The organism is Cupriavidus gilardii (assembly GCF_008801915.1).
GTDB lineage: Bacteria > Pseudomonadota > Gammaproteobacteria > Burkholderiales > Burkholderiaceae > Cupriavidus > Cupriavidus gilardii.
Window position 1 is genome coordinate 49344 of record NZ_VZOV01000014.1, and the last position, 22290, is coordinate 71633.

At 66.6% G+C, this 22290-nt stretch carries 19 protein-coding genes; 8 read left to right on the forward strand and 11 right to left on the reverse strand.

All coding sequences use genetic code 11. The features are described from left to right. Positions 1 to 138: 138 nt before the first annotated feature. Complete coding sequence (locus F7Q96_RS16945) at positions 139 to 1422, reverse strand: M20/M25/M40 family metallo-hydrolase (RefSeq protein WP_082371814.1); 1284 nt, start codon at positions 1420 to 1422, stop codon at positions 139 to 141. A gap of 141 nt (positions 1423 to 1563) precedes the next feature. Between F7Q96_RS16945 and F7Q96_RS16950 the strand changes: the two genes are divergently transcribed. Then, a complete protein-coding gene (locus F7Q96_RS16950; RefSeq protein WP_390885715.1) occupies positions 1564 to 2724 on the forward strand; it encodes a GlxA family transcriptional regulator in 1161 nt (386 codons plus the stop codon). A 60-nt stretch (positions 2725 to 2784) separates the two neighbouring features. Here the strand turns inward: F7Q96_RS16950 and F7Q96_RS16955 are convergent, their stop codons facing one another. Together F7Q96_RS16955 and F7Q96_RS16960 are read right to left on the reverse strand one after the other, a co-directional pair. Next, positions 2785 to 3522, reverse strand: coding sequence for a BON domain-containing protein (locus F7Q96_RS16955; protein ID WP_053824358.1), 738 nt, complete (start codon positions 3520 to 3522; stop codon positions 2785 to 2787). 144 nt (positions 3523 to 3666) lie between these two features. Beyond that, a complete protein-coding gene (locus F7Q96_RS16960) occupies positions 3667 to 4092 on the reverse strand; it encodes an OsmC family protein (RefSeq protein ID WP_053824359.1) in 426 nt (141 codons plus the stop codon). A gap of 205 nt (positions 4093 to 4297) precedes the next feature. Between F7Q96_RS16960 and F7Q96_RS16965 the strand changes: the two genes are divergently transcribed. Together F7Q96_RS16965 and F7Q96_RS16970 are read left to right on the forward strand one after the other, a co-directional pair. After that, the gene (locus F7Q96_RS16965) at positions 4298 to 5221 is read left to right on the forward strand and encodes a LysR family transcriptional regulator (RefSeq protein ID WP_053824360.1); all 924 of its coding nucleotides are present in this window, start codon (positions 4298 to 4300) and stop codon (positions 5219 to 5221) included. Between the two features lie 231 nt (positions 5222 to 5452). Continuing rightward, a complete protein-coding gene (locus tag F7Q96_RS16970; protein WP_053824361.1) occupies positions 5453 to 6541 on the forward strand; it encodes a porin in 1089 nt (362 codons plus the stop codon). Positions 6542 to 6586: 45 nt separating this feature from the next. On the opposite strand, the gene F7Q96_RS16975 is transcribed toward F7Q96_RS16970, so the two are convergent. After that, a complete protein-coding gene (locus F7Q96_RS16975; protein ID WP_053824362.1) occupies positions 6587 to 7507 on the reverse strand; it encodes a LysR substrate-binding domain-containing protein in 921 nt (306 codons plus the stop codon). 167 nt (positions 7508 to 7674) lie between these two features. On the opposite strand from F7Q96_RS16975, the gene F7Q96_RS16980 reads away from it, so the two are divergent. Beyond that, positions 7675 to 8004: a DUF2917 domain-containing protein gene (locus tag F7Q96_RS16980; RefSeq protein WP_158507307.1), complete on the forward strand. Its 330-nt coding sequence runs from the start codon at positions 7675 to 7677 to the stop codon at positions 8002 to 8004. 262 nt (positions 8005 to 8266) lie between these two features. Here F7Q96_RS16980 and F7Q96_RS16985 read toward each other — a convergent pair whose 3' ends face one another. From F7Q96_RS16985 to F7Q96_RS17005, 5 genes are all read right to left on the reverse strand, one after another. Continuing rightward, on the reverse strand, positions 8267 to 8569 hold the full coding sequence (locus F7Q96_RS16985; RefSeq protein ID WP_006575547.1) for an H-NS histone family protein: 303 nt from the start codon (positions 8567 to 8569) through the stop codon (positions 8267 to 8269). A gap of 206 nt (positions 8570 to 8775) precedes the next feature. After that, positions 8776 to 10176, reverse strand: coding sequence for a dihydrolipoyl dehydrogenase (locus F7Q96_RS16990; protein WP_053824363.1), 1401 nt, complete (start codon positions 10174 to 10176; stop codon positions 8776 to 8778). A gap of 148 nt (positions 10177 to 10324) precedes the next feature. Then, a complete protein-coding gene (locus F7Q96_RS16995) occupies positions 10325 to 11056 on the reverse strand; it encodes a glutathione peroxidase (RefSeq protein WP_053824364.1) in 732 nt (243 codons plus the stop codon). A 143-nt stretch (positions 11057 to 11199) separates the two neighbouring features. Continuing rightward, positions 11200 to 14028 (reverse strand): M16 family metallopeptidase, encoded by a 2829-nt coding sequence (locus F7Q96_RS17000; RefSeq protein WP_053824365.1) that lies wholly within the window; start codon positions 14026 to 14028, stop codon positions 11200 to 11202. 154 nt (positions 14029 to 14182) lie between these two features. Then, on the reverse strand, positions 14183 to 16189 hold the full coding sequence (locus F7Q96_RS17005; protein WP_053824708.1) for an alkaline phosphatase D family protein: 2007 nt from the start codon (positions 16187 to 16189) through the stop codon (positions 14183 to 14185). Between the two features lie 211 nt (positions 16190 to 16400). Here F7Q96_RS17005 and F7Q96_RS17010 point away from each other — a divergent pair, with 211 nt between their 5' ends. Together F7Q96_RS17010 and F7Q96_RS17015 are read left to right on the forward strand one after the other, a co-directional pair. Further along, the gene (locus tag F7Q96_RS17010; RefSeq protein ID WP_144426031.1) at positions 16401 to 17447 is read left to right on the forward strand and encodes an alpha/beta hydrolase; all 1047 of its coding nucleotides are present in this window, start codon (positions 16401 to 16403) and stop codon (positions 17445 to 17447) included. A 376-nt stretch (positions 17448 to 17823) separates the two neighbouring features. Further along, the gene (locus F7Q96_RS17015) at positions 17824 to 18678 is read left to right on the forward strand and encodes a D-amino acid aminotransferase (RefSeq protein WP_053824366.1); all 855 of its coding nucleotides are present in this window, start codon (positions 17824 to 17826) and stop codon (positions 18676 to 18678) included. 102 nt (positions 18679 to 18780) lie between these two features. Here F7Q96_RS17015 and F7Q96_RS17020 read toward each other — a convergent pair whose 3' ends face one another. After that, positions 18781 to 19332: a helix-turn-helix domain-containing protein gene (locus F7Q96_RS17020; protein ID WP_053824367.1), complete on the reverse strand. Its 552-nt coding sequence runs from the start codon at positions 19330 to 19332 to the stop codon at positions 18781 to 18783. Between the two features lie 136 nt (positions 19333 to 19468). On the opposite strand from F7Q96_RS17020, the gene F7Q96_RS17025 reads away from it, so the two are divergent. Beyond that, positions 19469 to 20446, forward strand: coding sequence for a Bug family tripartite tricarboxylate transporter substrate binding protein (locus F7Q96_RS17025; protein ID WP_053824368.1), 978 nt, complete (start codon positions 19469 to 19471; stop codon positions 20444 to 20446). 44 nt (positions 20447 to 20490) lie between these two features. Then, positions 20491 to 21261: an aldolase gene (locus F7Q96_RS17030; protein ID WP_053824369.1), complete on the forward strand. Its 771-nt coding sequence runs from the start codon at positions 20491 to 20493 to the stop codon at positions 21259 to 21261. Between the two features lie 31 nt (positions 21262 to 21292). On the opposite strand, the gene F7Q96_RS17035 is transcribed toward F7Q96_RS17030, so the two are convergent. Continuing rightward, positions 21293 to 22183 carry a class I SAM-dependent methyltransferase gene (locus F7Q96_RS17035; RefSeq protein WP_053824370.1) on the reverse strand — a complete coding sequence of 297 codons (891 nt, stop codon included), beginning with the start codon at positions 22181 to 22183 and terminating at the stop codon, positions 21293 to 21295. Between the last annotated feature and the right edge of the window lie 107 nt (positions 22184 to 22290).

Below are 22290 nucleotides of genomic sequence, written 5' to 3' on the forward strand. Positions count from 1 at the left end.
CTTGCGTTGGCGGCTTGCGCAGCGTTGCGCAAAAAAATGCGCCCGCCGGTTTGGCCGGCGGGCGCATTTGAAAAAAGTTATGGCGCGCGTTTTGAACGGAACGACTGCGAAACGGCAATGCCGTGGAAGACTGCCGCGCTATTGCTTGCCGATTTCCTGCAGCATGCGCGTCATCAGATACAGCCGCGGCACGATCGAGTCGATTTCAATGTACTCGTCGCGCGCGTGGTAGCCGAAACCGGCCAGACCAAAACTCTCGACCACCGCGGGCTTGCCCGACAGTGCGGCATAGCCCGCGTCGGTGCCGCCGCCCGTTCCTTCCGCCAGCGCCAGCGGGCGGCCATCGAGCTCGGCGTAGATCTGCTGGGCGCGCTTCGCGAGCGCGCGGCCCTTGTCGTTGACGACGAAGGGCGGGCGGCCCACCTCCATCGACACCGTGGTGTGCGTATCGGGAATCAGCCGGCTCTCGGCGACCTTGCGCTCAAGCGCGGCCTTCAGCTGTTGCGGGCCGTCCTTGACGGTGGTGCGCACGTCGGCGGTCGCCACCGCGACCTCGGGGATCTGGTTGCGCACGACGCCGGCCTGCGCGCCGGTCCAGTTCAGCTGCGTGCCGGGAACCGACTTGGCGATATCGCGCGTCTGCTGCAGCTGGTACGCAAGCTCGAGCAGCGCGTTGCGGCCGTGCTCGGGCGCGGCGCCGGCATGCGCCGCGCGTCCCTTGACCTCCATCGTCGCACTGGCGGTGCCGCTGGCGCCAAGCAGCAGCGCCTCGGCCTTGACCACGGCCTTGGCCGCGGTCGGCTCACACGACAGCACGACGTCGTGCTGCTCGCCCAGCGCGGCGATCAGCTCGCCCGAGCCATCGGACCCGATCTCCTCGTCCGCGTTCAGCAGCACCGTGATCCGCGCGTAGTCGCGCCAGCCGCGCGCCTGCAGGATTTCCAGCGCGTGCAGGATCACCGCGATGCCGCCCTTGTCATCGGCGATGCCCGGCCCATACAGCTTGTTGCCATCCTGACGGATCGGCTGCGTGGCCAGCGTATTGGGCGGATAGATCGTGTCCATATGCGCGATCAGCATGATGCGCGCCTTGCCGTTGCCCGTCAGCGTACCTTTGACGATCGGACTGTCCCCGCTTTTCGGCTTGACGCGCTCGGTGGTTGCGCCCAGCGCCGCCAGCCGCTTTTCGGCATACGCCGCCATCTGCGCCAATCCGGCCGCGTTGCGGCTGCCCGATTCGATCGACACCATCTCCTTGAGCGATTCGATCAACTTCGGCTGCGCGGCGCGCGCTGCTTCGAGCAGCGTCGCATCGGGCGCGGCGTGGGCGAGGCCGGCGAAGGTGGCGGTGCCAGCGGCGGCGCATACGAGCAGGACGGCCGTGGCGAGGCGGCGTACGGCGGGTTGCAGGCGTGGCTGCATGAAGTCTCCTGAGGTAAAGGCCCGGAAGGGAATGTTGTTGGCGGCAAGGGCCGCCTTGTGCCGGGAGTCAATCCGGGATGCTAGGGCTTGTCCGCCGCATCGGGGAGGACCAATATCGCCATTTCCGATGTCGATCCCGCCATGTCCGCGCCGCCTCTCCCCTGCCCCGACGACGACGTGTCCGCACCGAATTACCCCGGACTGGACCCGGTGCCGGCGCCGGACCGCCTCGGGCCGGCGCTGCATGTGCGGCTGCTGTGGCTGCCCCATGCCATGCCGGGGTCGCTGTTCGCCGCGCTCGACGTCCTGCGCACGGCCAGCGGCATCGCGCAATTGCAGCGCCCCGGCCGCGACTGCGGGCTCAGCTGGCAGGTGATCGGCGAAACGGGTCGGGCGTTGGCGATGCCGGTGCCGGGGCTCGCACGGCCACGCCGGCGCCCGCGCGCGCACCGCAGCGCCGACAAGCATGGCGAAGCCCATTCACTGCTGGTGATTCCGGGCGTCATGGCGCGCAACGCGCCGCATCTGGGCGAGCTGTTCGAACAGCAACGCCCTGTGCTCAAGCTGGTGGAGCGGCATGCGCAGGCGGGCGGCTGGATCGCGGCATCCTTCAACGGCATCGCCTATGCAGCCGAACTGGGACTGCTTGACGGCGCCCGCATCGGCGCGCCGTGGCTTTACCAGAGCTGGATGGCGCGCCGCTATCCGCTGTGCGACTTCACCCACGACGAACCGATGGGCGTGCACGGTCGCGTCTTCCACAGCGTGGCGCCGGCCCTGCAGACCGAATTCATGCTGCGCGTGCTCGGCCATCTGCACGATCCCGATCTGGCTCAGGCCAGTGCCCGCGTACTGCTGTTGCAGGCCGAACGCCAGCTGCTGACGCCGGCGCTGACGACGCAACGCTGGCTCACCCCGACCGCCGACAGCCCGGTATTCCGCGCCAGGCGCTGGCTGCGGGACCATATCGGCGCGCCATACCGGCTGGCCGACGTGGCGCGCGCAGCCGCGGTCAGCGAGCGGACCTTGCTGCGGCATTTCCGCCAGGTTACCGGCATGACGCCGCTGGCCTACCTGCATGCGCTGCGGATCGAGCGTGCGAAGACGCTGCTGGAGGTCTCGCTGCACGGCACGCAGGCGGTCGCCGAAGCGTGCGGCTACAGCGATGCGGCGACCTTCCGGCGGCTGTTCCAGCGCGCGACGGGAATGTCGATGTCGGACTATCGCGCCCGCTATGCGTTGCGGGCGCGGCGCCGTTACTGGCGCGTGGAGGACGGGCTGCGCGAAGGATCCGCTGCCTGACGACGGACCGGGGCCGGAAACGGCAACAAGGCGAGCCCTTGCGCCGCGTCTTGCGTGCGTTCAGACGGCGTCGGGCCGGCGCTCGATCCGGTTGATGACCTCCTCGACGCCGTGCAGATACCAGGCATCGCGCTCGGCCTGGCGGCGTGCGCCTTCGCCCGCATAACCCTCCAGCGTGACCACGCGGTTCTCGGTGCGAATGGAGATCTGATCCGCATTGACCAGCGGATCCGACTCGAGCACCAGACGCAGCGCCTCGGTGATCTCCTCGTCGTTGTCGCGCTCGGCGGGCGCGATCTCGAGTTCATTGACCACGCACTGGCAGCCGGGGGACCACCAGGCCAGCACGCCGGCGAGCCGCATATGGGACAGGCTGATCACCTGTCCGCGCAGCGTCACGATGCCATCGACCGTATTGACCTCGATCCAGCCGCTGCGCTCGCCGACCGCCTCGCGCAGCGTTTCCAGCCGGCCCTTGGCATGCACGCAGATCTTGCAACTGCGGAAATCCACGGCCTGCAGCAGCCGCTCGCAGACCGCGTTGCGCAGTTCGCCATCGCCGGCGGGCGCGGCACCGTTGGCCACGCGCAGATGGTCGATCACGCACGATACGCCGTCGATCTTGCGCATCCGGGCCGCGGCCCGTGTCTTGGCGACGATATCCGGGACGTCGCCCTCGAGAATCAGTGCGCCGTCGGACAGGCGCAAATTGATGGTGGGATGGAGATGCTGGCCGTGGAACGGCAGATTGGCCAGTGCCGCGCGGGCCTGCGTGAGCACCGCTTCGCTGCTCTGCATGATGTTGCCTCCTGAGGTGGCGGGCAGCAGCGCCGGATGGCGGGGCGCTGCGCCCTGTCCATTATAGAAAGCGCATTGCGCGCCCGGTTCCCGGGAAATCTCGCCGCCGGGCCGCCTGGGCGCGGCACGGCGGCGATCCGGTACTCAGGCATTCAGGGTGGCATTCATCGTGATCGGTGCCTTCATCAGCTTGGACACCGGGCAGTTCTCCTTGGCGGTCTGCGCGCACTTGTCGAAGGCGGCCTGGTCCGCGCCGGGGATGCGCACCGCCACGTCGAGATGGATGGCCGTGATACTGAAGCCGCCGCCGTCCTTCTCCAGCGTCACCGTGGCCTTCGTGTCGATGCTGTCCGGCACCATGCCCGCCTCGCCGAGGATCAGCGACAGGGCCATCGAAAAGCAGCCGGCATGCGCGGCGCCGATCAGTTCTTCCGGATTGGTGCCGGGACCGCCCTCGAAGCGTGCCTTGAAGCCGTATGGCGCATCCTTGAGCACGCCGCTCTGCGTCGAAATCGTGCCGCCGCCGTCCTTGATGCCGCCTTGCCACCTTGCCGATCCAATCTTCTGCATAGCCATGCGCTCCGTCGGTGTTGTTACAGGACACGGGCCGCCCCGGATACGTCCGGACCGACCCAACCACGTCCCACAATAGGACGCGAAGAGGCGTTCGGCCAGCGCAGGGCCCCCACCTCCGTGTTGTCCGCAGGAGCACAAGCTGCGCACGATCCTTGCTAGGCAGTGATCGTTCCGATTCCTGCTGCCGCTGCCCAAGCCAATGCTCCATCCTCCCCGCGTCTATCTGTATCTCGACACCGTCGCTCGCTGCGGCTCGATCCGCAAGGCAGCCGAGCAGCTGCATGTCGCGTCGACCGCGCTGAACCGCAAGATTCTCGAGGTCGAACAGCAGATCGGCACGCCGCTGTTCGAACGGCTGCCGCGTGGCGTGCGGCTGACGTCGGCCGGCGAAGTGCTGGTGGCCACCATCCGGCGCAGTCTGGCTGATCTGGACGCCGCGGCGGCACAGATGGCGCAGTTGCGCGGACTGGTGCGCGGTTCCGTGCGGATCGCCTCGGCGGAGTCGGTGGCGACCGATTTCCTGCCCGGCGCGATCGGCCGCTATCAGACGCGCCATCGCGGCGTGCAATTCCATGTGGAGATCGGCGGCACCGAGGCGTTGATGGAGGCGCTGAAGCGGGACGAGGCCGATCTGCTGCTCGCGCACGATCCGCCTGCCAGTCCGCTGCTGCAGGAACTCGCGGCGGCGCCACAGCCGTTCTGCGCGATGATGCGGCCCGACCATCCGCTCGCCGCACGGCGCACGCTGCGGCTGGTCGACTGCGCGGCGTTTCCGGTCGCCCTCGGGCCGGCCAACTTTGCCAGCCGCCGGCTGATCGAGGCCATTGCCGCCCGCAATCGGCTGCATCTGTCGGTGATGCTCGAGGCGACCACGGTCGAGACGCTGAAGGGTTTCGTCCGGCAGACCGATGCGATCTGCTTCCAGTTCCATGCCGGCACGCTGCGCGAAACGCGGCAGGGCACGCTGACCGCGGTGCCGCTGGCCGATCCCGAACTGGCGCTCGGCCGGCTTGTGCTGGCCACGCGCAAGGGCCGCGCGCTGCCGCCCGCCGCCGCCGCATTCGCCGAACATCTGAAGACCGCGATCGGCGCGCTGCACCCGCCGCTGACGTTGGCCGCGTAGCGGCTCGAGGCCGTTCGCGCCACCGTCCGGCCCCGCATTCGTCGCGCCGCCACCGCACACATTTTGTGCTCGCGTCGCACGAAAAATGATGGTGGTCGGTCCCGGCCGAATTCCGCACACTGATCCGAACGCCCCGTCAATCCGGCCGAGCCAGCCGATCGGGACATCACGACAACAACGCCTCAATAGAAGGCAGCACGAGAGAAATCAGGGTCAACGATGGAGGTTCGCATGACAACAACGAAATTCAGGCCGGCACGCGTGCAGGTGGCCGCGATGGCAGCCGCAATGGCGGCATTGGCAAGCGGGGGCGCGCTGGCGCAGTCCAGCGTGACGCTGTACGGCCAGGTCGACACCTACGTCGGCAGCAACAAGGCGGTCGGCGGCGATCGCGCCTATGTGCTGGGCGCCGGCGGCATGCAGACGTCGTATTGGGGCATCAAGGGCACCGAGGACCTTGGCAACGGCCTGAAGGCAATCTTCGATCTGAATGGCTTCTACCGGGCCGACGGTGGCCGCGCGGGCCGGTTCGACGCCGATGGCATGTTCACGCGCAGCGCCTATGTCGGGCTGCAGAGCGAATCGGCCGGTACCATCCGCCTTGGCCGCAATACCACCCCCTATTTCCTGTCGACGATCCTGTTCAATCCGCTGGTCGATTCGTACCATTTCTCGCCCACGATCTTCCACACCTATGTCGCCAGCAATGGCGGCACGGTCTACGATCCGGGCATCGTCGGCGATTCGGGGTGGAGCAATTCGCTGGTCTATTCGTCGCCGAAGTTCGGCGGGCTCAGCTTCAATGCGATCTACGCCTTCGGGGAGCAGGCCGGCGACAACGGCAAGAACAAGTGGGGCGGCAACGTGCTGTATTTCAACGGGCCGTTTGCCGCTACCGTCGCGTTCCAGCAGGTCAAGTTCAACAACACGCCTGGAGACGTGACCTCGCCCGCCGCGATGGTCGGCTTTCGCAAGCAGAACGCCGTGCAGGCCGGCCTCAGTTACGACTTCAAGGTGGTCAAGCTGTTTGTGCAGGGCCAGCACATCCGATCGGATATCGACAGCGCCACCGGCGACATCAAGCACAGCAACGGACAGATCGGCGCGTCGGTGCCGATCGGCGCAGGCAGCCTGCTGCTGTCGTATGCGTACGGCAAGATCAAGAACGAGGTCGCCGATATCGAACGCAATACCGCGGCGGTGGCCTACGACTACAACTTGTCCAAGCGCACCGATGTCTATGTCGCCTATTACTACGACAAGGTCGGCGGCCTGTCTCACGGCAACAACTACGGGGTGGGTGTGCGCCACCGCTTCTGATGGCCAGGCGTTGCCGGTTTCGGCTCGGGCCCGCAAGGCCTCTGGTCAACCGGTGACGTCGCGCGTCAGTTCGCGCGTCAACCACGCCTCGAAGCGGTGCACCGCGGGCCGTGTCTTTGCATGGTCCGCGATCACCATCCGATATTCCATGCCGTCCAGGCCGGACTCCGGCAGTACCACCTGCAATTCGCCGCCAGCCAGCAGCGGCAGGATCAGCGGAGTGCGGCCGATTGCAATGCCCGCCCCTTCCGCGGCCGCGGCGACGACGTGCTCGTAGCGCGAGAAATACAGGCAGGGCTGACTGGCGGCGGCCGTCAGCCCGAGCCGCCGATACCACTCGCCCCAGGACATCCAGCCAAAGCGCGCATTGGGATCGTGATAGACCAGCAGCGTCGCGCCGCGAATATCGCCGGCGCGACGGATGCGCGCGGCGACCTGCGGCGCGGCGACCAGCATCAGCCTCTCCCGCAGCAGCGCCGTGGCGGCCTGTCCGGGCGGGCTCAGCCGGATGGCCAGATCGAAGCCGTCCCGGTCCAGATTGGCGACCGCCTCCGAGGCGTCGATGCGGACGTCGATATCGGGCGCCTCCGCCTGGAACCGTCCCAGTCGCGGCACCAGCCAAAGCGAGGCGAACGACGGCGTGGTGGTCACCGAGATCGCGCTGCGCTCCGGTGCGATCAGGCGTTCGACCATGCCGGCCAGCTGTTCGATCGCCTCCCGGGCGGCCTGCTGCAGCAGACGCCCCTCGGGCGTCAGCGACAGCCCCTTGGCGCCGCGCAGGAAGAGCGGCACACCGAGCGCGTCCTCCAGACTCTTGATCTGCTTGCTGATGGCCGACTGCGTCAGGCACAGCTCGTCGGCCGCCGCGGTAAAGCTCAGATGGCGGGCCGCGCTGTCGAATCCGCGCAGCGCGTCGAGGGACATCGCGCGCAGCGCTTGCGAAGCGGCCGGACTGATCTTCGTCATGGCTGGTTGATGCGGATATGCGCGGTCATGGTAGCGCTGGGGCCGTCATTGGCGCCGGTCATGATGCGCCGGAATGCCGGGGATGACGAAACATCCGGCCACGCTATCGGACGTGCGACCACAATGACATGGCGCCCCACCGCTACTGGGCACGCACGGAGACCGCCATGCATGCATTCGCCGGACCCGACGGCATTGTCCGAATTGACCGGATCGATCGTATTGCTCGCGTTGACAGAATCGGCTCCGAGCCGCTTCGGCTGGTGATCGGCCAAGGATACACCGTGCTATGCCTGCAAGGATCGGTATGGCTGACCTGCGAAACGGACGATCGCACCGAAGCGGCACGGGACATTGTATTGGCGCGAGGCGAGCGTTTCGATGCGCCGCGCGCCGTTACCGTTATCGTTTCGGCAATTCGGCGGCGGCCGGCCCGTATTGCGTTGACCCGTCGCAATACGGAGGATCGGCTCGATTGTAAGAAAATACTTAATTGAGCGCCGTCAATGGCTTGCGCATTGTCTTGTCAATGTCTTGTTGCAAGCGGGCTCGGCTCAACTGTGCAAAAAACGGGAATTCCCGCAAAAACGGAAGGGTATGCAGCGCCCGCGGGACCGGCTATCGCACGGAATCCTGCGCAGCACGGCGGCAAATCGGGTCAATCGCGTCCCCTGGCAGGACATCGGTCGGGCCGGATATTGCCATTCGGCGCATTACCGTTCGCGAATTGCAATCACGCACGGCCTTGCACGCACCACCTTACTCGGTAATCAGGAAACGATCCCGATTCTTGCCCAGCCATGCCGGTGCGCGGCCGCGGCCGGACCAGGTCTTGCCGGTCTTCGGATCGCGATATTTGGCCGGGGCCGGCGTACCGGAACGGGCCGCCGATTTGCGAGGACGGCCACGGCGGCGCGGCGCGAGGTCCTCGGCCGTCAAACCGTAATCCTCCATCAGTTGCTGGATCTGGGCGATCACCGTCGCCACTTCGGTTTGCCTGGCTTCCTCGAGTTGCGCTTCGAGTTTTTCCTTTTCTGCCAGCAATTGTTTGTAAGTCGCCATCGTCATTCCTTGCCAGTTGTAGGGTGCCGTTATGCTAGCTCACGGTTATGTTCGCGTCACCATAAAAAATGTAATCCAATAAGACAGAATCACAATATTCGGCAATTACATAATAATCCGCACACCTGCGATGTCGAGGCGGGGATGCGCGGCAACACGCATAACGGCAATGACAAGGAATGCCGCCACGGCGGCATTTACCCGGCTCAGGCCCGCAGTTTGGCTTGTGCATCGCGCAACGCGGTGCGCAAGCCCTCTTCGATCACGGGGTGATAGAACGGCATCGCCAGCATCTGATCGATCGTCAATTGCTGTTGATATGCCCACGCCAGCAGATGCGCGATATGTTCGGCGCGGGGGCCGATCCATTCCGCACCGAGGAAACGGCCGCTCGCCTTGTCGGCATAGACATGCATCAGTCCGCGATTCTTCAGCATCACGCGGCTGCGCCCCTGGTCCTCGAAGCTGACTTCCCCGATGACGAAGCCGTCCGCCGGCAGGTCGGCATGGCGCTGGCCGACCATCGCCAATTGCGGGTCGGAGAACACCACCGCGATCGGCGCGCGGCGCGGCACCGGGGAAACCCGCGGCCAGCTGGCGGCGTTTTCGCCCGCGCTCTTGCCTTCGTCGGCGGCCTCGTGCAGCAGCGGCAGTACGTCGTTGGCGTCGCCGGCGATGAAGATCGGCGCCGAGCCGCACTGCAGCGTGGCCGGGTCGAATACCGGCACGCCGCGGGCGTCGAGCTCCAGGCCGGTGTTTTCGAGGCCCAGATGACGGACATTCGGCTGGCGGCCGGTGGCGGCCAGCACATAATCGAAGCGCTCGGTCACCGCGTTGCCATCGCGGTCGATGAACGAGATCACGGCCTCGTCGCCTTCGCGCGCCATGTCGGTGACGTTGGCATCCGGGTCCAGATAAAACTCCTGCTGGAAGGCCTGGGCGGCGTAGGCGCGAATCGCCGGGTCGGTCAGCGGGCCGACGCCGCCACGCACGCCGAACACGCGCACGTGCACGCCCAATCGCGACAGCGCCTGGCCCAGCTCGAGGCCGATCACGCCGGGACCGAACACCGCCACGCGGCGCGGCAGGTCCTGCCAGTCGAAGACGTCGTCGTTGACGACCAGCCGGTCGCCGAACACACGGAACGGCGCAGGCACGGCGGGGCTCGAGCCGGTGGCGATCACCACGCGGCTGGCGCGGACCACGGTGCCGCTGGCGCCGTCGCCGACTTGCAGCACCGTGTTGTCGATGAAACGGGCGTAGCCGCGCAGGCGGTCCTGCTCCGGAATATTGTCGACGCCGCGAACGACGAAGCCGACAAAGCGATCGCGCTCGCGCCGCACCCGGTCCATCACCTCGCGGCCATCGATGCGGATCTGTCCATCGACATGGACGCCAAACGGCGCGGTATGGCGCAGTTCGTGCGCGGCCTCGGCCGCCGCGATCAGCAGCTTCGACGGCATGCAACCCACGCGGGCGCAGGTGGTGCCGTATTCCCCGCCCTCGATGATCACGGCGCGCTTGCCGGCGGCCCTGGCGGCGCGATAGGCGGCGAGGCCGGCGGTGCCTGCGCCGATCACGGCGATGTCGGTGTCGATGGTTTGCATGGCGAAATTCCTGTTGGAGAGACGATCGTTGTATTCGGGGCGGTTCAATCCACGGACCCGAGGGCGGCACGCCGCCATCGGGTCCGGCGACTGCCGGACCGCGCCACGGACAAATCAGTGGAATCGGGAAAAAAGGCGCTGCGGAAAATCAGGCGGCCAGATACTGCTCGACCTGCTCGGCGCCGCCGATCAGCTTGCCGTTGATGAACACCTGCGGAGCGGTCATCGTGCCGGACACCGCGCCGAGCACCTTGCCGCGGATCTTGTGTTCCAGCGGCACGTCGACGTACTGGTAGCCGTTGTCCGCCAGCAGCTGCTTGGCCTTCGCGCAGAACGGGCAGCCTTCCTTCGAGAACACCACGACCTGGTCGGGCTTTTTGGCGTTCGGAGCGACATAGGCCAGCATCGTGTCGGCGTCGGAAACCTTGAACGGGTCGCCCGGCTCTTCCGGCTCGATGAACATCTTGTCGACCACGCCGTTCTTGACCAGCATCGAATAGCGCCAGCTGCGCTTGCCGAAGCCGAGGTCGGTCTTGTCCACCAGCATGCCCATGCCGTCGGTGAATTCGCCGTTGCCGTCGGGGATCATCACGATGTTCTCGGATTCCTGGTCCTTGGCCCACTCGTTCATCACGAAGGTGTCATTGACCGAGACGCACAGGATCGCATCGACGCCATGCCTGGCGAAAACCGGTGCGAGCTCGTTGTAGCGCGGCAGGTGGGTCGACGAACAGGTCGGGGTGAACGCGCCGGGCAGCGAGAAGACCACGACGGTCTTGTTGTCGAACAGCTCCGCGGTGTTCAGGTTCTTCCATTCATTGTTCTCGCGGACGCGGAACGTGACATTGGGGACGCGTTGGCCTTCACGGGATTGCAGCATTGGGATCGCTCCTTGGTTGGATGGTCGGTGTCTGGGTAGATGCTTTGTGCCGCGTGCGTTGTGTGTCGCAGCGAAGGCCCCATTCTGGCGATGCCCCCTCGATTTGTACAATTTATCGTTTAAACCACCATCATTAGGTAAAGCTATAGCCCACTCTCCGGCGACGCTGCCACCTTGCCCGGATCGGCCGCGCCGCCGGCGTCGGGCCAAGCGCCGGCATAGACCTCGACGAAGCGATCGGGGCCCAGATAGCGCCGGATCGCGGCATTGACCTGCTCGACGGTGGCCTGCTCGATACGGCGCTCCAGTTCCGCCGTAAACGCCATGGTCTGGCCGACGAACAGCTGATAGGCCAGTATCGAGGCCAGCGCCTCGTCGCGGCTGCGGGTGACCAGCCCTTGCTGCCGCAGCCCGCTCTTGGCCTCGGCCAGTTCGTCCTCGGTCACGCCTTCGCGCAGGAATCGCCGCAACTCGCGCTGCACGCCGGCCTTGAGCCGCGGCAGGTTCTGCGGGGCGAAAGACGCCTGGACGCCGAAGCGCCCGGCGGTATCGAGCGCGCCGATCCGCAGATAGCTGGTAGCGCCATAGCTGATGCCTTCCTGCTGGCGCAGGCGATCGGCGAGCCGGCTCTTCATCGAGCTGCCGCCGAAGATCCGATTGGCGATCGCCAGCGCCGCATAGTCGGGATGGTCCATCGTCATGCCGATCGGCAGCGCCGCGATGAAGCTGGCATTGGCCTTGTGCGGCGTCGGCACGGCCAGGCTTGCCGGATGCAGCGGCACGAAATCGCGCTCGACGCGGACGAACGGCATCGGCGCGTTCCAGTCGCCGAACAGCGTCTCCACCTGCCGACGCACGGCCGCGGCATCGAAATCGCCGACCAGCGCGAACTGCGCATGGCTGGCGCCGTAGAAGCGCCGATGGAAATCCCGTACCTGCTCGAGCTGGACCGCACGCAGGTCGGCGATCGACTCCTCCAGCGTGGACACATAGCGCGGATCGCCCCGCGGATAGGGATTGCCGTGCCGGCCCAGTACGACAGGCGCCAGCGCTTCGGGCTGCCGTACCTGGCTCTGGATGCCGGCGATTGCGGTGGTGCGCAGCACCTCGAATTCGGCCGGGGGCAGGCTCGGTTCGCGCAATACATCGCGCAGCAGCGTCAACACCTGCGGCAGATGCTCGCGCGGCGCCTGAAAGCTGACGGTCACCCGTTCGGCATCGCCGGAGACGCCGACCGTGGCGCTCAACGCCTCGAATGCATCGATCAGTTGCTGCCGATCTCGCCCGCCCGCGCCGCGCATCAGCATGCCGGCAGTCAGCGTGCCGACCGCGTCCAGCCCGCGCAGGCTGTTGACATCGCCCATGCGCAGCACCAGTTGGCCCTGCACACGCTGACCCCGGGCGGGCTTGGGCAACATCGCCATGGCCAGGCCGTTCGGCAGCGTGGCACGCACCGTATGCGCCTCGATATTGGCCGGCGTGGGGGCAAACGGCGCCACCGGGGCCGCGCCCGGCTTGCCGCGATAGTCGCGCGTCAGCTCGGCGAGATCGGGCGCCGGTGGAATCGCGACGTAGCCGGGGACATCGACGGGAATGAACTGGCCCAGCGTACGGTTGGCCCGCTGCAGATAGTGGCGCGCCACGCGGTTGACGTCGTCGACCGTCACCCGCTCGATCTGATCGCGGGCAATCAGCATCAGCCGCCAATCGCCCTTGGCAATGGCCTCCGACAGCGCCACGCCGTAACTGGCCGGATCGTTGAGCATCCTTTCGTAGCCGTTGCGCGCACGCCGCTGTGCGCGGTCGAGCTCCTCCTGCGTGATGGGCCGCGCGGCGATGCCTTCGACCAGTTCGAGCAGTCCGGTACGCGCCGGCTCCAGCGGCTGCGCCTTGCCGACCTGTGCCAGGAACACCACGCTGCCCGGCTGCTTCAACGCCCGCACAAAGCCCGCCTGCGACGCCGCCTTCCTCTGCTCGACAAGCCCGTGGTACAGGCGTCCTCCTGGAATGGCAGTCAGGATATCGACCAGCAGCGTCATCGCGGCAGTATCCGGATGCGCGCCCGGGCCGATGTGATACTGCGCGGCCACGACCTGGATATCGCCGGGCCGCTGCAGCAGGATCTCGCGCGGCCCTTCCTGCGGCGGCTCGACGGTGTACTGCTCCGTCAGCACGCGTGCGGGCCGGGGAATCGCGCCGAAATAGCGGCTCACGCTGGCCAGCGTGCGCTGCGGATCGAATTGCCCCGTGATCACCAGCACCGCATTGTCGGGCTGGTAGTAGCGGCGATAGAAGGCCTGCAGCGCGTCGATGCCGACGTGCTCGATATCGCTGCGCGCGCCGATCGGCGCCTTGCCGTAGTTGTGCCAGTGATAGGCGCTGGCGGCGAGCTGCCGCAGCAGCACGCCGGTCGGACTGTTCTCGCCGCGTTCCAGCTCGTTGCGCACCACCGTCATCTCGCTGTCGAGCGCGCTGCGCGAGATCGTGCTGTTGACCATCCGATCCGCTTCCATCCGCAGCAGCCAGTCCAAATTTTCCTCGCTGGCCGCGAAGGTGGCGAAGTAGTTGGTGCGATCGTACGCGGTGGTGCCGTTGAACTGCATTCCCCGACTGGCCATCTGCCTGCCGGTCGCGCCATCGGGAAGGCTGGGGGTACCCTTGAACAGCAGGTGCTCGAGCAGATGCGCCATGCCGCTTTCGCCGTAGTTCTCGTGCCGGCTGCCGACCAGGTAGGTGATATTGACGGTGGTGGTCGGCTGCGCCGCATCGGGAGCCAGCAGCACGCGCAGCCCGTTCGGCAGTCGGTATTCGGTGATGCCTTCAGCGGTGGCGACCGGTACGGGCGAGGTCGGCGCGGCGGCTGGCACGTGGACCGGCTCGGCCGACAAGCGCGCGGCAGGCGCCAGGCTGGGGCCGCACAAGGCGGCCACTATGACGGCGGGCAGAACCCAGCCTGCAACGCTGCGACGCATGGGGACTCCGTGTTGGCTCGGGCAACGAGGTCATCGTACCAAAGGGGGCGGCGCGGGACATGCGCAGCCGTATTGTCCAGCGGTATTGCCGCCCTCTCCCCGGCCCCCTCTCCCGCGAGCGGGAGAGGGGGCCGATGCGCCGTCGCGCGGCGAGCTACACCACGTTGACCACGGCCGAGCCAGCCGGCACCTCCACCGTCGTGACGCTTGCCGTCGCCGGCTGCGGCGGCGCATTGCCGTCGACCAGCCCCTTCAGGATATGGAAAGCGCAATTGAGCCGGTCCGGCGTCAGCGTGACGATCGCATAGCCGGTGACGTTGGTCTCCACGTAGCGCATCCAAGGATTGAAATGCTGCAGCGTGCGATTCAGCGTGTTGACCACCGCGCCGCTGACCTCCTCGTAGATCAACGCCTTGATCTCGGCGAGGCGCGGATCGTTGTCGACCACGCTCTTGTACGTGCTCATCAGCGTATTGCTGGACAGCCCCGCGCCGACCAGGTCGACCATGACCGGCGTCGGTGTCGCCGCGTCGTAGTCGTCCATCACCACGCCGGCAAAGAACGCGTGGATGTCCCCGGTCAACGCCACCACATTGCGCACGTTGTTCGTCTTCAGGAACGCCATCAGGTTGCGGCGCTCGGCGTCGTAGCCATCCCACTGGTCGGCGTTCAGCACATAGGTCGCCAGCAGAGAGGCCGGCGGCAGGCGGCTGTCGAGCGTCGGCTTGATATTGGCGTCGAAATTGGCGGCGTCGATGCCGGCCTGCGTCGACAGCAGTTGCCGCAGGTTGGCGTAGGCGACGTTGTTCGGATAGGTCCCCGACGATACCGCCGCGCGCAAGTCCGCCGTCAGCGCCGTTTCCATCTGGTCGCGCAGCGGTGTCAGCGCCGTATTGCTCGCGATCAGCCGCAGCACCATCAGCTCCGCGATGGCTTCGGTCAGATCGGCCTGCATGCGCAGCAGGGAAACCTGATTGCCCCACAGCTTCCACGTCGTCGCCGCGCCGCCGATACGGTCCTGCCACCACGCGCGCTGTGCATCGCCCAGCATCGATACCGGCGTCAGCGCACCGCCCGCCGCGGCGATCTTCGCGTCCTCGGCCGCCTTCAGCGTGTCGCGCCGGATGAAGAAGCGGCTGCCGACATCGCCGCCGGCATTGGCCTCCGAGATCAGATGATCGGCGCGATACAAGCGCTCGTCGGTCATCAGCAGTGTCGCCAGATTGCCGAAGGTGAAGGAGCGATAGATCTGGATGTTCTGGAACGAGGGGTTGTTCAGATCCAGCGTGACATCGGCCGGCAGGAACTCGAACCAGGCCTGATTGGCGGCGCGCCGCCGCGCCGTCTGCGGCGTCTGGTCGTCGTCGGCGTCATAGCTCTGGCGGTCCTGCCAGCAGTCGTCGGAGAACTCGTGGTCGTCCCAGATCGCGATCATCGGGAAGCGCGCATGCAGCGCCTGCAGCCGCGCGTCGCTGCGATAGGCCTTGTACAGATAGCGGTAGTCCTCCAGCGTGGTCGCGTAGCGGAAGCCGCTTGGCAGCGTCGTGCCATCGGGCAGCGACAGCGGCGTATGGCGGCCTTCGACCAGGTTGACCGGTGCGCCGTCGGCCACCGCCTCGTAGATGTAGTCGCCGGTATGCACGATGAAATCGAGGTCCTGCTGGGCGAGCTCCTCCATGCCGGCCCAGTGGTTGATGCTCCAGTCCTGACAGCTGACGAAGGCGAACTTCAGCTGCGACAGCGGCGTGCCGGCCGCGGGCGCCGTGCGGGTCCGGCCCACCGGGCTGAAGCGGCTGCCCACGCGGAAGCGGTAGTAGTAGGTCGTAGCGGCATTCAGGCCGGTGACCTTGGTGCGCAGCGTGTAGTCCCACTCGGGCAGCGCGCGCAGATGGTCGTTGACGACCAGCGTGGAGAAGTCCTCCTGTGTCGACACCTGCAGGCGCACATTGACGTGACGCCTGCCGTTGTTGCCTTCGACGCGCGTCCACAGGACGACGCTGTCGGGTCGGGGATCCCCCGAGGCGACCCCGTGGCGGAAGTCGAACAGGTCCGGTTCGGGCGGATCGGGATTGTCATCGCCACCGCCGCAGCCGGCCAACCCCGTGGTGGCCACCGAGACGGTGATGAAGCTTCCCCATTTCAAGAACTGGCGACGATCCATGTTGTTCTCCATGTCAGGACAGGGACAGGTCAGGGGACACAGGCAGCATAGGAAATCGATCCGCCTATCGCGAGGACATGGGCGCCGATGCCGATGCGATGCTGCAACGCGCGGGCCCGCTCTATTCAGGTACTGCCGGCAATTGCCGCTATCCGCCCGGCATTTGGCGCCGATTTGCCGCGCAGGGTCGAATTCGTATAAGGTGCGCCTCATGGAAGAACAGAAACGCCACCCAATCCGCAATGCGAATCGCAACTTGTTTCGGCAGGCCCTGGCGCACCTGCCCTACAAGACCATCGGTGCCGCCGCCGTGCTGACGGCGGCCGGCTTTCTGAGCTACTGGACCTACCTCGGCATCAATCAGGGCCGCCTGCTGTTCGACGCGCGCCGCCGCCCGCCGCGCGAGCTGCCGGAAGGCATCACCGCCTATTCGCACACCATTCCGGGCGGAATGCTGCGCGGCTACGTGTATCGCGGCGATGCACACTGTGCCGTCACCGACCTGTTGTTCTATTTGCCAGGTCGCGGCGAAGACGTGCTCGAGACCATGCAATTTCTACATTGGCTGCCGGCCGAAGTCGGCTTCGCCACGTTCGACTATCGCGGCCTGGGTCATTCCGACGGCAGTCCGTCGGAGGCGGCCGCGGTGGCCGATGCCAGCCAGTTCCTGCTGCACCTTCGGCGCGTGTTGCCGGGCACGCGCGTGCACGTGGTGGGGCGCAGCCTGGGCACGGGCGTCGCCATTCAATTGGCGGATCTTCAGGACTTCGAGAGCCTGCAATTGATCACGCCCTACGATTCGCTGCTCGAGCTCGTGCGCAAGCGTTTTCCGCTGGTGCCGCTGCGCCAGCTGATGCGTCATCACTTCGATTCGATTTCGCACTGCAAGAAGGTGGTGCAGCGGACCAAGGTGCTGCTCGCCGAAGTCGACGATGTGGTTCCGCATGAATGCTCCGAGCGGCTGATGGCGGCGTGGCCGGGACCGGTGGCGGTGGAGACCATCCCCGGCAGCAATCATTCGGACATCATTGCGCACCAGAGCACCTGGCAAGCGCTGAGCGAGTTCGCGCTGCTCTTTGCGCGCCGGCCCGATCTCGACGCACATGGCAATCGGCTCGACGAAACGCCTGCACCTGCGCCCACGCCTGAACCCGCACCTGCGTCCGAGCACACCGCCGCCAACGACAGCGGCGGCGGCCTGGAGCCCCCGGGCCTGCCTGTCGCGGCCGCGCCGCTGCGTACCGACGGCGCCAGCTGAACGAGGGCGCGGGCGCGCCGGGCCCTGGCCCGCGCGCAGACGAATGACGCCGGTCGCCCACCCGCCAGTCATCTGGACAGGTAGATCACGATCGCGATCAGGCCGATCGCGGCGAGGGTCAGCAACACGTAGGTGAGCACGGCGCCACGCTGTCAGTCGTTTTCCCCGGAGTATTCCGTAGTGGACCTGGCGGCGCCGTCCGCGCTTGGCTGATTACGGCAAGGATTCGTCCTACAAGCAAGGCGCAGCTTGCTTTCGGGGGCGGCCAAGGGCGAGGCCACGGCTTCGACGTTATGCGCATTCGGCATGACCCCGTTCGAGCCGCTGTGGAACAATGCCTGATCGCTGTTCCTCTCACATTGATTCCATACAAGCCATGAATTCCAGCTCCGACGCCATCGTCTATCTGAACGGCGAATTGACGCCACTGTCCGAAGCGCGCATTCCCGTGCTCGACCGCGGCTTTATCTTTGGCGATGGCGTCTACGAGGTGATCCCGGTCTATGCCGGCAAGCCGTTCCGCGCGGCGCAGCATCTGGCGCGACTGTCGCGCAGCCTTGACGCGATCGGTATTCCAAATCCGCATGACGAGACCCAATGGTCGGCACTGATCGCGCGCGTGATGCAGGCCAATCCGATGCCGGACCAGATGATCTATATCCAGGTCACGCGCGGCGTCGCCAAGCGCATGCATGCGTTCCCGAAGGAGGTCACGCCGACCGTCTTCATCATGGCCAACCCGATGTCGCTGCCGCCGGCCGCCGCGACCGAGCGGGGGGTTGCCTGCGTCACGATGGAAGACAAGCGCTGGCTGCACTGCCAGATCAAGTCGACGTCGCTGCTGGGCAATGTGCTCGCCGCCCAGAATGCCGCCGAGCATGGCGTCACCGAAGCCATCCAGTTCCGCGACGGCATGCTGACCGAGGCCTCGGCGTCCAACGTCTGGGTCGTCAAGGATGGCACCGTCTCGGCACCGCCAAAGGACAATCTGATCCTCGAAGGGATCCGCTATGGCCTGATCGAAGAACTGTGCGCGCGCTTCGAGATTCCGCTGGTGTCCCGCCCGGTCACACGCGACGAGGTATTTGCCGCAGACGAGGTCCTGCTGTCGTCGGCCAGCAAGGAGATCCTTCCGGTCGTGACGATCGACGGCAAGACAATCGGCAGCGGTACGCCTGGACCGGTATTCAAGCGCCTGTACGCGGCCTATCAGCAGGCCAAGACGGCCTGAAGCCGGTTCGGCGGAACCCGGCGCCAGCCGTCTCCGTCTGCATCGTGACAAAGCCGCCGGGTGCGATGCACTCCGGCGGCTTTGTCATTGGCGGCCCCAGTCTTATTTCGCCGTGGTGACCAGCACCTCGGCCTGCGCGCGTCCCACCGTGCGGATGCGGTGCGGCAGATCGGCATCGAAGTACAGCGAATCGCCGACCGACAGCGCGATGGTCTGCTCCCCCAGCATCACCTCGACCTGACCTTTCAGCACGAACAGGAATTCCTCGCCGCTGTGCGCCGAGCGCGCTTCGTCGGGAAACTCGCGCGGCGGATACATGATGAAGGGCTCCATCGCCTTGACCTTGCGCTGCGCGGCGATGGCCTCGTAGCGATAGGTGCCCTCGCGCGCCGATGGCGACAGCGGCTCCCGCTCGCCGGCACGCGACACGCAGACCACCTCGTGCGCGCTGTCGCGTGCGTCGCCGAGCAATTGACCGGTACCCATGCCATAGGCATCGGCGATCTTCAGGATCGTGGCGATCGATGGCGAACTGAGGCCCCGCTCCAGCTTGGACAGATAACTGCGCGTCAGGCCGGTCTGCTCGGCCAGCGTTTCCAGCGAAAAGCCGCGTTGGCGGCGGAGCGTGCGGAGGCGATGCGCCAGATTGACCATTGAGAGGGACGGTAGCGAAGCGACCGCGGCATTATATCGGCGCTGCGGGTACAGCATGTCCTACTTGACACAGCACACTCAATAGGACACATTGTGTCATGCCGGCAATCACATGACACACAACGGAGAGTTACCGATGAAAGCGCCCCGATGGATGGTGGCGGTCGCCAGCTGCTGCCTGATGACCGTGAATGCCGCAGCCGCAGAACCCTTCCCCGCCAAGCCGATCCGGCTGGTGGTGCCGTTCGGCGCCGGCGGAATCACCGACAATATCGCCCGTCTGGTCGGGCAGGAATGGTCCGGTGCACTGGGCCAGACCGTTCTGATCGAGAATCGGCCGGGAGCCGGCGGCCTGCTGGCCGCGCAGGCCGCCGCCAAGGCGGCGCCCGACGGCTATACCGTGTTCATGGGCACGGTGGGCACGCAGATCGTCAATCCGCTGATCTATCCGGCCGGCAAGCTTCCCTACTCTCCGGACAGCCAATTCACGCCGCTCGGCATGGTGTCGAAGTCGCCGTTCATGCTGGCGGTGGCGACCGGCGTACCGGCGCGCGACCTCAAGGAATTCCTGGCCTATGCGCGCAACCATCCCGACCGGCTTGACTATGGCTCGGCGGGCAGCGCCAGTGCGCCGCACATGAGCATGGAGCTGCTCAAGCTGTTGAGCGGCACGAAGATCAACCACGTGCCGTACAAAAGCGGCGCCGAAGCGGTCAATGCGGCCATTGGCGGCCACGTGGCCGCGGTGATCGATGCCGTGCCCGTCGTCATGCCGCAGGTCAAGGCGGGCAAGCTGCGCGCGCTGGCCATCGCCAACGGTACGCGCTCCACCGCGGCGCCCACCGTGCCCACGAGTCAGGAAGCCGGCTTGCCGTCTTTCGAGACGAGCTCGTGGAATGCGCTGTACGTCCCGGCCGGCACGCCCGCGGACGTGGTCGAGAAACTGTCCTCGACGCTGCGTACCACGCTGGCCCGTCCAGGCCTGCGCGGCCGCCTCGCAGCGCAAGGCAGCGAAGCGCTGGCCGGCACGCAACAGGAATACGCTGCAATGATGGCCGCCGAAAAGAAGAAGTGGGCGGCGGTGGTCGATGCGGCAAAGATCAAGGCCGAGTAGAACGGACCCACGGCCGTCCTTCAACATCCTACGGAACCTGCAATATGGCTGACACCTTCGACCTGAAGAAAGACGAGCTGATCGCCCGCGCACAGGGCGAGATGCAAACCCGGCTGACCGTGCCGGAACGATCGCTGCGCGAAAAGGTGGCGCTGACCTGCCGCATCCTGTTCGACGGCGGCCACGACTCCGGCCTCGCCGGCCAGATCACGGCGCGCGCCGACGAACCCGGCCGCTACTACACGCAACGGCTGGGGCTCGGCTTCGACGAAATCACCGCGGAGAATCTGTTGCTGGTCGACGAAGACCTGCGGGTGCTGGAAGGCGGCGGCATGCCGAATCCGGCCAACCGCTTCCACTCATGGATCTATCGCGCACGGCCCGACGTCAACTGCATCATCCACACGCATCCGTTCCACGCGGCGACGCTGTCGATGCTGGAAGTGCCGCTGATGGTCTCGCACATGGACACCTGCGTGCTGTACGGCGACTGCGCTTTCCTCGAGAAATGGCCCGGGGTGCCGGTCGGCAACGAGGAGGGCGAGATCATTTCGGCGGCCCTGGGCGACAAGCGCGCCATCCTGCTGGCCCACCATGGCCTGCTGGTCGCCGCGACCTCGGTCGAGGAGGCCTGCGTGATGGCGCTGCTGTTCGAGCGCGCGGCCCGCATGCAGCTGGCCGCGATGGCGGCCGGCACGATCAAGCCGCTGCCCGAGGCGCTGGCCGCGGAGGCGCACGACTGGATCCTGACGCCGCGCCGCTCGCAGCTGACGTTCGAGTACTACGCGCGCCGCACGCTGGCCGCACGCGGCTGAAGGCGGCGCGTCTCGGCGCGAGGACGCTGCGCTACCGCCCTTCGCCGACGCGGGCGCACAGCACGCGCAAGCCGCCGCCCGCGGTCTGCAGACCGTCCTTTCGGCGAGGGAAGTAGCGCGCGTTCAGCGCCGGTGCGTCCAGATCCGTCACACTGCCAAAGCCCATCGCAGTCAGCCGCTGCACCAGTTGCTCCGGCACGAATGCCGACAGCCAGGGCTCGCCCAGCGCGGCCACCTGCTCGGCCATGTGCGCGGCCATCACGCGTTCGAACGACGGCAGCACGCCGGCGTCGACGCGATAGTCGAACACGATGCGCGTGCCCGGCGGCAGGCTGGCGACATGGCGCAGCGTGGCTTCGATGGCGGAGTCGGTCAGATACGGCGTCACGCCCAGCCACACGAAGCAGGCGGGTCGGTCACCGCGAAAGCCGGCCTCTTCCAGCACGCCTTGCAGCGAGGCATGCTGAAGGTCGGCGGACACGGACTTCGCCCAGTCCGGCAGGCTGAGTGCAGCTTGCCGCATCAAGTCCTGCTTCCACGCCTGCGTCGCGGGATGGTCTACCTCGAAGACCCGCATGCCGTCGTCCGTGGCGGGCACGCGCCACGCCAGCGTGTCGAGGCCCGCGCCGAGCACCACGCATTGGCGCACACCGGCACGCGATGCCTCGGCCAGTTCGGCATCGGCCACCATCGCGCGCGCCACCACGGCCGCCCGCATCGGGCGCGCCATTGGATCGTTATAGCGATAGGGATCGTCGCGGACGGCGCGTTCGAGTTCGGGGCCGAGGATCGGCAAGGCGACCGGATCGGGCAGCACGATCGGCTCGTCGAGCAACTGGTGAACGGCGCGCGCGATGGCCATCATCAGGGCGGTCGTGCTGGGCCGGCCCTGAGCCAGCGCGGTCGTTTCGGTTTGGGACATGATCGGCTCCTGCTGCGAAAGCCGGGCAGCATAGACCCTGACGTGCACGTCAGGGTCAACCCCCGCACACGTGGCGGGTGCCGTCATGTCATGGCTTGAACTGCTTC

Bases quoted from the DNA above. Each gene is read 5' to 3' on its own strand.
- F7Q96_RS16945 (WP_082371814.1), bottom strand. From the start codon at position 1,422: ATGCAGCCACGCCTGCAACCCGCCGTACGCCGCCTCGCCACGGCCGTC.
- F7Q96_RS16950 (WP_390885715.1), top strand. From the start codon at position 1,564: ATGTCCGCGCCGCCTCTCCCCTGCCCCGACGACGACGTGTCCGCACCG.
- F7Q96_RS16955 (WP_053824358.1), bottom strand. From the start codon at position 3,522: ATGCAGAGCAGCGAAGCGGTGCTCACGCAGGCCCGCGCGGCACTGGCC.
- F7Q96_RS16960 (WP_053824359.1), bottom strand. From the start codon at position 4,092: ATGCAGAAGATTGGATCGGCAAGGTGGCAAGGCGGCATCAAGGACGGC.
- F7Q96_RS16965 (WP_053824360.1), top strand. From the start codon at position 4,298: ATGCTCCATCCTCCCCGCGTCTATCTGTATCTCGACACCGTCGCTCGC.
- F7Q96_RS16970 (WP_053824361.1), top strand. From the start codon at position 5,453: ATGACAACAACGAAATTCAGGCCGGCACGCGTGCAGGTGGCCGCGATG.
- F7Q96_RS16975 (WP_053824362.1), bottom strand. From the start codon at position 7,507: ATGACGAAGATCAGTCCGGCCGCTTCGCAAGCGCTGCGCGCGATGTCC.
- F7Q96_RS16980 (WP_158507307.1), top strand. From the start codon at position 7,675: ATGCATGCATTCGCCGGACCCGACGGCATTGTCCGAATTGACCGGATC.
- F7Q96_RS16985 (WP_006575547.1), bottom strand. From the start codon at position 8,569: ATGGCGACTTACAAACAATTGCTGGCAGAAAAGGAAAAACTCGAAGCG.
- F7Q96_RS16990 (WP_053824363.1), bottom strand. From the start codon at position 10,176: ATGCAAACCATCGACACCGACATCGCCGTGATCGGCGCAGGCACCGCC.
- F7Q96_RS16995 (WP_053824364.1), bottom strand. From the start codon at position 11,056: ATGCTGCAATCCCGTGAAGGCCAACGCGTCCCCAATGTCACGTTCCGC.
- F7Q96_RS17000 (WP_053824365.1), bottom strand. From the start codon at position 14,028: ATGCGTCGCAGCGTTGCAGGCTGGGTTCTGCCCGCCGTCATAGTGGCC.
- F7Q96_RS17005 (WP_053824708.1), bottom strand. From the start codon at position 16,189: ATGGATCGTCGCCAGTTCTTGAAATGGGGAAGCTTCATCACCGTCTCG.
- F7Q96_RS17010 (WP_144426031.1), top strand. From the start codon at position 16,401: ATGGAAGAACAGAAACGCCACCCAATCCGCAATGCGAATCGCAACTTG.
- F7Q96_RS17015 (WP_053824366.1), top strand. From the start codon at position 17,824: ATGAATTCCAGCTCCGACGCCATCGTCTATCTGAACGGCGAATTGACG.
- F7Q96_RS17020 (WP_053824367.1), bottom strand. From the start codon at position 19,332: ATGGTCAATCTGGCGCATCGCCTCCGCACGCTCCGCCGCCAACGCGGC.
- F7Q96_RS17025 (WP_053824368.1), top strand. From the start codon at position 19,469: ATGAAAGCGCCCCGATGGATGGTGGCGGTCGCCAGCTGCTGCCTGATG.
- F7Q96_RS17030 (WP_053824369.1), top strand. From the start codon at position 20,491: ATGGCTGACACCTTCGACCTGAAGAAAGACGAGCTGATCGCCCGCGCA.
- F7Q96_RS17035 (WP_053824370.1), bottom strand. From the start codon at position 22,183: ATGTCCCAAACCGAAACGACCGCGCTGGCTCAGGGCCGGCCCAGCACG.